Below are 8,214 nucleotides of genomic sequence, written 5' to 3' on the forward strand. Positions count from 1 at the left end.
ACTTCCTTCACTACCTTTTTAATGAATTCCTGATGATAGCGCTGTTTTACTTTTTTTTCTATTGACTTTTCCATTTCTTATGGGTATTTAAAACTGTACAGTTTTTTCAGGACGGGTCAACTTCTATTTTACTAAAAATCAAACACATTAAAATCTCTTCTATTTAATCAAAAAAGCAAAGGCGTTATCTTTAAAAACAACGAATTCAGTCAAAAAAAAGAGCTTTTAGAATAATACAGTTTAGATATTCTCTCTATTCAACTTTAAATCCCTACTTTTGTTAGACTAAAATATTATACATTATGCAACATATCATTGACCGTTTCATCAGTTATGTAACTGTTGATACTGAATCTGATTCATCATCAAACAGTTGCCCTAGTACTGAAAAACAATGGGATTTAGCTAACAAATTAGTTGAAGAATTAAAACAAATAGGTCTAGAAGACGTAACTATAGATGAGCATGCTTATATCATGGCTACATTACCTAGTAACGTTGAGCACGAGGTACCTACTATTGGATTTATTTCACACTTTGATACATCTCCTGACTTTAGTGGTGCTAATGTTAAACCACAGATCGTAGAAAATTATGATGGTGGTGATATCGTATTAAACAAAGAGCTAAACATCGTATTATCTCCTTCTTACTTTAAAGATCTTCTTCAATATAAAGGACAAACTATCATCACTACTGATGGTACTACTTTATTAGGAGCTGATGACAAAGCGGGAATCACTGAGATAGTATCTGCTATGGAGTACTTAATCCAACACCCTGAAATCAAACATGGTAAAATCCGTATCGGATTTACACCTGATGAAGAGATTGGAAGAGGAGCTCATTTATTCGACGTTAAAAAATTTGGAGCTGAGTGGGCTTACACAATGGATGGTAGCCAAATCGGAGAATTAGAGTATGAGAACTTTAATGCAGGATATGCTAAACTTACTTTTAATGGTAAGAGTGTACACCCTGGATATGCTAAAGGAAAAATGGTTAACTCTATCCTACTAGCAAACAAGTTCATCTCTAAATTACCTAAAGATGAAGTACCTCAAAAGACTACAGGTTACGAAGGATTCTTCCACGTACACCATGTAACGGGTACTATAGAAGAGTCTGTGGTAGAACTAATCATCCGTGATCACAACCTTAAAAAATACGAGAAACGCAAAAAAGACATCGCTAAATTAGCTGAGAAGTTTAATAAGAAACATTCTAAAAAATTCGGTGGACCTATCGTAAACTGCGAAATAGGTGACCAATACTTTAATATGCGTGAAAAAGTAGAGCCTGTAATGCATATCGTAGATATCGCTGAAGAGGCAATGAAAGAACTAGGTATTAAACCACTTATCAAAGCTATACGCGGAGGTACTGACGGTTCTCAACTTTCTTATATGGGACTTCCATGTCCTAATATATTCGCAGGAGGGCATAACTTCCACGGAAAATATGAGTATGTACCTGTAGAAAGCATTGTAAAAGCTACTGAAGTAATCGTAAAGATCGCTGAGCTTACAGCAGCTAAAAACAAATAATCATTAATCGATTATATTAATAAAAAAGGAGATTCACGTGAATCTCCTTTTTTTATGTATTTAAAACAGATGACTTAATAGTAATAGACCTTACTTCGCAGTATCAGGAGAACCTAATAAGTGTTTCTTTAGATCGCTTTCTTGTTCTTTTAATTCTATTTCTACTGCTCTGCGTTTATCTCTTCCTTCTGTTTGGATACGCACTATCTCATCTATCGTATTGATAATATCTGTATTTACTTTGCGAATAGTTTCAATATCTACGATACCACGTTCTGTTTCTTGAGCGATCTTAATAGTTGAGTCTTTAAGCATTTCACTATTTCTGGTTAATAAGTCATTAGTAGCGTCATTTACAGCTTGCTGTGCCCCTAAAGCCTGTTGAGAACGTGCTATACCAAGAGTTAGTACCATCTGATTTTTCCATAGAGGTAGGGTATTCACAATACTTGATTGCAACTTTTCCATTAGCATTAGGCTATTGTTCTGCACCATTCTAATCTGTGGCGAAGATTGTAAAATAACCATTCTAGTTAGCTTTAGATCGTGTATCTTTCTATCAAACCTCACCACTTGTTGTTCTAAATCTTTAAAAGATTGAACTTTAGAAGGGTCGTTTTCTAATTCTACTTCTGCTTTTAAACGTGGTAAATCAATAGTATTTAACTCATGAAGTTTTTCATCACCTGCAGCTATATATAAAGATAATTCTTTAAAGTAATTTTTATTTTCTTCAAACAACTTATCGAACATAGCCACATCCTTCATCATTAATTTATAATGACGTTCTAGCTGAAGTTCTATAGCATTGATATTTGTTTCAACTTTACTGTATTGAGTTTGAAGTCTAGATATCTTCTTTTTAATACTATCAAACATTGGGAATAAGCTTTTCTTATTAGCTATTCCCTCAAAGGACTTGACATCCTCTCGTAAATTAATTAAGATAGTAGATGTTTCGCCTAAATCTCTAGTTTGTACTTGTTTTAATATCTCTGTTGCAAAGGTGCTCGCTTTTAACTGACTACTAGCTCCATACTGAATAACCTGAGTTGTATTAGATAAGTCTATCGCTTTCTTATATGATTCTATTTGCTTTAGATCTTGAGGTGAGAAATCAACATTAACTTCTGGAGCTAATGCATTCTCGGTACGCATTTGTTGAATATCTTTTTCCATAACTTTTTTTATAATAAACCTCGATTTTTTAAATCTTGAATATAGACTTCAGAGTCTACTTCTATAGTTAAGTGATTATACTTGTCTTTATTATTTAATTCGTTCTCGAACGCTGTAGTGGCAGCGAGAAGTGTCGTTCTAATCTTATATTCAGCAGACTTCATCACTTCGTTATTCAGTTTAGACAACTCTATCTGATGATACTGTTGTAACATGTTCTCTATAGAATAAGCATGTCTTTCGATAAATAAATCACTTCTATGCTGATTATTCATAGTAATTGATTTGGTCAATTGTATCATACTTGCGATACTACCTCTAACTTCTGCATTGAGTATCTGTAGTTGCCATTGTGTTAGATGATCTATAAAATCACTTACAGATAGCACTTCAGATATCTTCTTTCTTCTCATAAAATCAACATAATCATACTCTATATTCCACTTGATATTAATAATAGATCGCAAATGAACTCTTCTCAAAAAGGCCTTTAGATACATCGCTACTACTAATGCTCCACTTAATAGAATACAAAATAGTAAAACATCTACATACTGCACATCCGCATAGAGCCTATATAAAATATAGCCTAATGTATATAGTCCTCCCCATAGAAAACTAGCTAAGATCAGATTTCTAATCTTTCCTAATATGCCCATATAAAGCATCGCTAATGGAGGAAAGAAAAAAGGAAACAAGATAGCTAGATAACTAATCCATCCTATTTTTAACTCCCATTGTTTAGACTGTGTTGTAAACCATCCCATTATAATAATCCCCTTCCTTTTAATACAGACAAATACACTGATGCTTCACCACCTACATCTAATACTTGATTCTCTATCATCATAGATAATTCGTTCTCTAATGCTATACATGCATACTTTATTAATTCCTCTAATTTATGAATAGAACTCATAACTTGCTCACTCTTATGATAACTATTACTAAGTTCAATATACTGAATTAGAGAATTTTCGATAGTAGAAACATGACGCTCCAATAATAAATCTGTTGAAGTCGTTTCATTAACTATAATAACATCAATTAAGCGTATTATTTCGTCAACATCATCACTAAGTTTTGAATTAGTAATTTGTCGCTTAAAAGCCTTTAAATTACTCAAGAAGGACTCTTTAATTGACTTATTAGCTTCTAGATTGTTTAACTGATCCATAATCGTATAATAACTATATTCTTTCCCCTTTTCTAGATTAATAAAATTTTTAAGATCTAACCGCTGAAGGTATTCAGGAACAGATATAGATAGATAAACAATATAAATATAAAAACTTATGTAGTTAAGAGCTAAGAATGAAGTAGGGTTAACACCTAAGATATAAACAAATAATACAATAAATAGAAGTGCTAAATAAAGCATACCAATAAAAACTGCTGTCTGAGTCCAACGGCTAATCTTAACTTGGGAACCAAAAGCAAAAATAAAAATAGGAGTTAATACACCTAAACTTAAAAAACTAGATATACCAACGACACCTAACAGAATAAGTGTCTGTTTAATTTCCCATGCTTTATCTCGGTTAGTAAACCACCCCATTTAGTAAAAATTAAAACAATACTTAAAGATATTAAAAATAAACTGTAATTAATCTATACAACAATACATTATGGGTATAAAAAAAGCCCCAACAATGTTGGGGCTTAGAAATTTATAGGTTAGGAATTATTTCCCTTTCTCCATTCTTTCTTTTAATTCAGCTAAAGCGTCGATATCACCTAAAGTTGTTCTTTCTGCAGTGTTACTTGCAGTTTCAACAGCTTTTACGTTTTTCTCTTCTTCTTCACGGAAGATAGAAGTGTGAGAAGCAACTACTCTTTTGAATTCTTTATTGAACTCAATAATTTTGAATTCAGCAGTTTCACCTTTTTTCAACTTTTTACCGTCTTCTTTTTCTAAGTGACGAGTTGGGATGAAAGCTACAACATCATCTTCGAATACTACAGTAGCACCTTTGTCAACTAATTCAGAGATTTCTCCTGAATGTACAGTTCCAACAGCGTAAGCAGCTTCGTATTTGTCCCAAGGATTAGGAGTAGTTTGTTTGTGTCCTAAAGATAATTTACGTCCTTCAACGTCTAACTCTAATACAACTACGTCTAATTTATCTCCTACGTTAACAAATTCTGATGGGTGTTTGATTTTCTTAGTCCAAGATAAGTCAGAGATGTAAATTAATCCATCAATTCCTTCTTCTAATTCTACGAATACACCAAAGTTAGTAAAGTTACGAACGATACCATTGTGTTTAGAACCTACTGGGTATTTAGAAGTGATATCAGTCCAAGGATCTTGAGATAATTGTTTGATACCTAAAGACATTTTTCTTTCGTCTCTATCAAGAGTTAAGATAACTGCCTCTACTTCGTCTCCAACTTTAACGAAATCTTGTGCTGATCTCAAGTGAGTAGACCAAGACATTTCAGAAACGTGGATTAAACCTTCAACACCTTCAGCAACTTCGATGAAAGCACCGTAGTCAGCTAAAACAACTACTTTACCTTTAACTTTATCACCAACGTTTAAGTTAGTATCTAAAGCATCCCATGGGTGAGCGTAAAGTTGTTTTAAACCTAATTGAATTCTTGTTTTCTCATCATCAAAGTCTAAGATAACAACATTTAATTTTTGGTCTAATTCTAACACTTCACTTGGGTGGTTGATTCTTGACCAAGATAAGTCAGTGATGTGGATTAATCCATCTACACCTCCTAAGTCAATGAATACACCGTAAGAAGTAATGTTTTTAACAACACCTTCTAACACTTGACCTTTTTGTAATTGACCGATAATTTCTTTCTTTTGAATTTCGATATCAGCCTCGATAAGTGCTTTGTGAGATACAACAACGTTTTTGAATTCGTGGTTAATTTTAACTACTTTGAATTCCATTGTTTTGTTCACGTATTGATCGTAATCACGGATTGGTTTAACGTCAATTTGAGAACCAGGTAAGAATGCTTCGATTCCGAATACGTCAACGATCATACCACCTTTAGTTCTACATTTTACGAAACCATTAACGATTTCTCCTGTTTCATGAGCAGCAATAACTCTATCCCAAGCTTTGATAGTACGAGCTTTTCTGTGAGATAAAACTAATTGTCCGTATTTATCTTCTCTTACGTCGATTAATACTTCTACTTTATCACCAACTTTTAAACTTGGATTGTAACGGAACTCATTTAAAGAAATAACACCTTCAGATTTAGCGTTGATATCAACGATAACGTCTCTGTCAGTAATTCTAACTACAACTCCTTCTACTACTTCTTCGTCATCAGTAGAAATAAAAGTTTTTTCTACTAGGCTTTCGAATTCTTTTAATTGAGCATCTTCAACTGCATCGATACCGTTTTCGTAGTTATCCCAGTTAAAATCATTTAAGAACTCCTCTTGTGTTTTAATGTTTTCAGACATTTCTGATAAAATTTGTATTCTAGTTTTTATAAGTTTCTTATTATCAGTGATAAAATACTAGAAGTTGTTTAACATTTAAAAGTGTACTATTAGCGAAACTTCACTGAACTAAAAGTGGTGCAAAATTATAACTTTAAATTAGATATACAAGAATAAATCACTTTTAAATTAATCAACATCTTGCTAATCAAAAAGATTAAGAACAAAAAAAGGTCTAGCACAATTGCATAGACCCTCTTAATATTTTTAAAATAACTATAATTAATTCGTAATATTTAACTCTTCCTTATCTTCAGTACTTTCTTTTCTTTTCTTATTGAATACTTTTATAAACTTACTATTCTTATACAAATCCCAGTTCATTAATCCAACACTCAACAATACAACTGCCAAACCACCAATCTGTAAACTAGTAATAATATCATCAGTAAAGAAATAACTAAGTGCCACTGCAACTACTGGGTTAACATAAGCATATGTACTTACTTCTACAACCGGTCTATTTTGAATTAACCATATATAAGAACCAAAAGCTAAAATAGAACCAAAAGTAATTAAGTACCCTAGTGAAAACCACCCTGACAGTGATACTTCCATTGGATCAAATGCTGCAAACTCTCCATTAGAGATAGCCACAATACAGAACAAAACACCTGCAGTAATCATCTGCCAAGAAGTTTTAACCATAACATGAAGATCTTCTCCCTCTGTAGTATTTTTATCTTTTGAATATTTAGAATACAATGACCCTGCTGTCCAAGCTATAGAACCTAGAATCAACAATACCATACAAAAAATATTCAAAAGTTTCTGAGATTCATCACTAGCAATATTGATTTGCTCTGCAAATAACATAATCACTCCTACAAAACCTAATAACAAACCTAATACAGTTGGAATACTAGTAAAGTTATTTTTCCATTGAGGCTTATCTAAAATTATAAACCACAAAGCTGCTGCTGCTGCCATAATAGCGGCAATACCACTAGAAACATGCTGCTCCGCCCATATCAAGGCTCCCATATCAATAAACAATAACAGAAAACCAGTAATACAAGCCTGCTTAACAATCTTCTTATTAAACAATTTGTATCCTTTCATTTTACAGTAAGTCAGTAAAAGTAAACTAGCACTAAAGAAACGTAACGTACCCAATACAAAAGGCGAGAAATCACTCAATGCCTTATGAATAAAAAAGAACGTAGACCCCCATACAAAATATACAACTATATAAGCTGCAATCACTGTACTTTTATTTGTTCCATTTGTATTAACTGCTCCCATAACTACTCTAACTTTTCAGGTATAATTAATTTATTTTCTTCTTTAACTGTTTGCAAAACGATAATCGTTCTTGTTGAAATAATCCCTTGTATTTTTGATAGTGAATTTCTCATTAAATGAACTAAAGCTAATGAATCTGTAGTTCTAACTTTAATCATATAACCATCATCACCAGCTATATCGTGAACTTCTAATACCTCAGGAATATCAGCTAACAGCCTTCCTGTTTCTTCATCACCTATAATTTCATCAACTTTAATAAAGATAAAAGAAAGCATTTTCTGATCTAATGCTTCTGGATTAACTCTTGCATGATAAGCCAAAATAACATCTTTATTTTCAAGTTTTTTTACTCTTTCCAACACAGCTGATGGCGCCATACCTAACTCCTTTGCTACATCAGAGTTATTAATTCTACCATTATCCTGCATCAAACGCAAGATTTTTAAATCAACTTCATCAAGCTTATATTCCATATCCCTTATTTACGAGTGCAAATTTAAGGACAAAAAGAATAAAAAGCAAGAAAAATAAAATAAAAAAGAATATTATTCGGAAAAAAGTGGATTAATACAAACAATATACTGATTAAATGAATTAAAAAGACTTATACTAAACATTACAATAGTTTAAAATGCTTTATATCAAACCATATAAAACAAAAAATCCCCAACCTCATACGAGATTGGGGATTCTAAAAGAAAGGCGGCGACATACTCTCCCACTGGTTAGCAGTACCATCTGCGCTAGCGGGCTTAACTTCTC

Annotated in this window: 7 protein-coding genes; 1 reads left to right on the forward strand and 6 read right to left on the reverse strand. The window is 32.5% G+C overall.

Annotation, left to right across the window (positions count from 1 at the left end; all coding sequences use genetic code 11):
* Positions 1–302 precede the first annotated feature (302 nt).
* The gene (gene pepT, locus CF599_RS18980) at positions 303–1,547 is read left to right on the forward strand and encodes a peptidase T (RefSeq protein ID WP_121967491.1); all 1,245 of its coding nucleotides are present in this window, start codon (positions 303–305) and stop codon (positions 1,545–1,547) included.
* 90 nt (positions 1,548–1,637) lie between these two features.
* Here the strand turns inward: pepT and CF599_RS18985 are convergent, their stop codons facing one another.
* The 6 genes from CF599_RS18985 to CF599_RS19010 form a co-directional block, all read right to left on the reverse strand.
* On the reverse strand, positions 1,638–2,726 hold the full coding sequence (locus CF599_RS18985) for a toxic anion resistance protein (protein ID WP_121967492.1): 1,089 nt from the start codon (positions 2,724–2,726) through the stop codon (positions 1,638–1,640).
* An 8-nt stretch (positions 2,727–2,734) separates the two neighbouring features.
* Positions 2,735–3,493, reverse strand: coding sequence for a hypothetical protein (locus tag CF599_RS18990; protein ID WP_121967493.1), 759 nt, complete (start codon positions 3,491–3,493; stop codon positions 2,735–2,737).
* The gene (locus CF599_RS18995; protein ID WP_121967494.1) at positions 3,493–4,284 is read right to left on the reverse strand and encodes a hypothetical protein; all 792 of its coding nucleotides are present in this window, start codon (positions 4,282–4,284) and stop codon (positions 3,493–3,495) included. The genes CF599_RS18990 and CF599_RS18995 overlap by 1 nt, the downstream gene beginning before the upstream one ends.
* A 126-nt stretch (positions 4,285–4,410) precedes the next feature.
* Complete coding sequence (gene rpsA / locus CF599_RS19000) at positions 4,411–6,165, reverse strand: 30S ribosomal protein S1 (protein WP_121967495.1); 1,755 nt, start codon at positions 6,163–6,165, stop codon at positions 4,411–4,413.
* Positions 6,166–6,426: 261 nt separating this feature from the next.
* The gene (locus CF599_RS19005) at positions 6,427–7,449 is read right to left on the reverse strand and encodes an EamA family transporter (protein ID WP_121967496.1); all 1,023 of its coding nucleotides are present in this window, start codon (positions 7,447–7,449) and stop codon (positions 6,427–6,429) included.
* Between the two features lie 2 nt (positions 7,450–7,451).
* Positions 7,452–7,925, reverse strand: coding sequence for an Lrp/AsnC family transcriptional regulator (locus CF599_RS19010; protein WP_121967497.1), 474 nt, complete (start codon positions 7,923–7,925; stop codon positions 7,452–7,454).
* Positions 7,926–8,214 lie beyond the last annotated feature (289 nt).

Source organism: Myroides sp. N17-2 (genome assembly GCF_002286775.1).
In the GTDB taxonomy this organism is placed as follows: Bacteria; Bacteroidota; Bacteroidia; order Flavobacteriales; family Flavobacteriaceae; genus Flavobacterium.

Excerpts from the sequence above, each read along its gene's own strand:
- pepT (WP_121967491.1), top strand. The coding sequence starts at position 303 with ATGCAACATATCATTGACCGTTTCATCAGTTATGTAACTGTTGATACT.
- CF599_RS18985 (WP_121967492.1), bottom strand. The coding sequence starts at position 2,726 with ATGGAAAAAGATATTCAACAAATGCGTACCGAGAATGCATTAGCTCCA.
- CF599_RS18990 (WP_121967493.1), bottom strand. The coding sequence starts at position 3,493 with ATGGGATGGTTTACAACACAGTCTAAACAATGGGAGTTAAAAATAGGA.
- CF599_RS18995 (WP_121967494.1), bottom strand. The coding sequence starts at position 4,284 with ATGGGGTGGTTTACTAACCGAGATAAAGCATGGGAAATTAAACAGACA.
- rpsA (WP_121967495.1), bottom strand. The coding sequence starts at position 6,165 with ATGTCTGAAAACATTAAAACACAAGAGGAGTTCTTAAATGATTTTAAC.
- CF599_RS19005 (WP_121967496.1), bottom strand. The coding sequence starts at position 7,449 with ATGGGAGCAGTTAATACAAATGGAACAAATAAAAGTACAGTGATTGCA.
- CF599_RS19010 (WP_121967497.1), bottom strand. The coding sequence starts at position 7,925 with ATGGAATATAAGCTTGATGAAGTTGATTTAAAAATCTTGCGTTTGATG.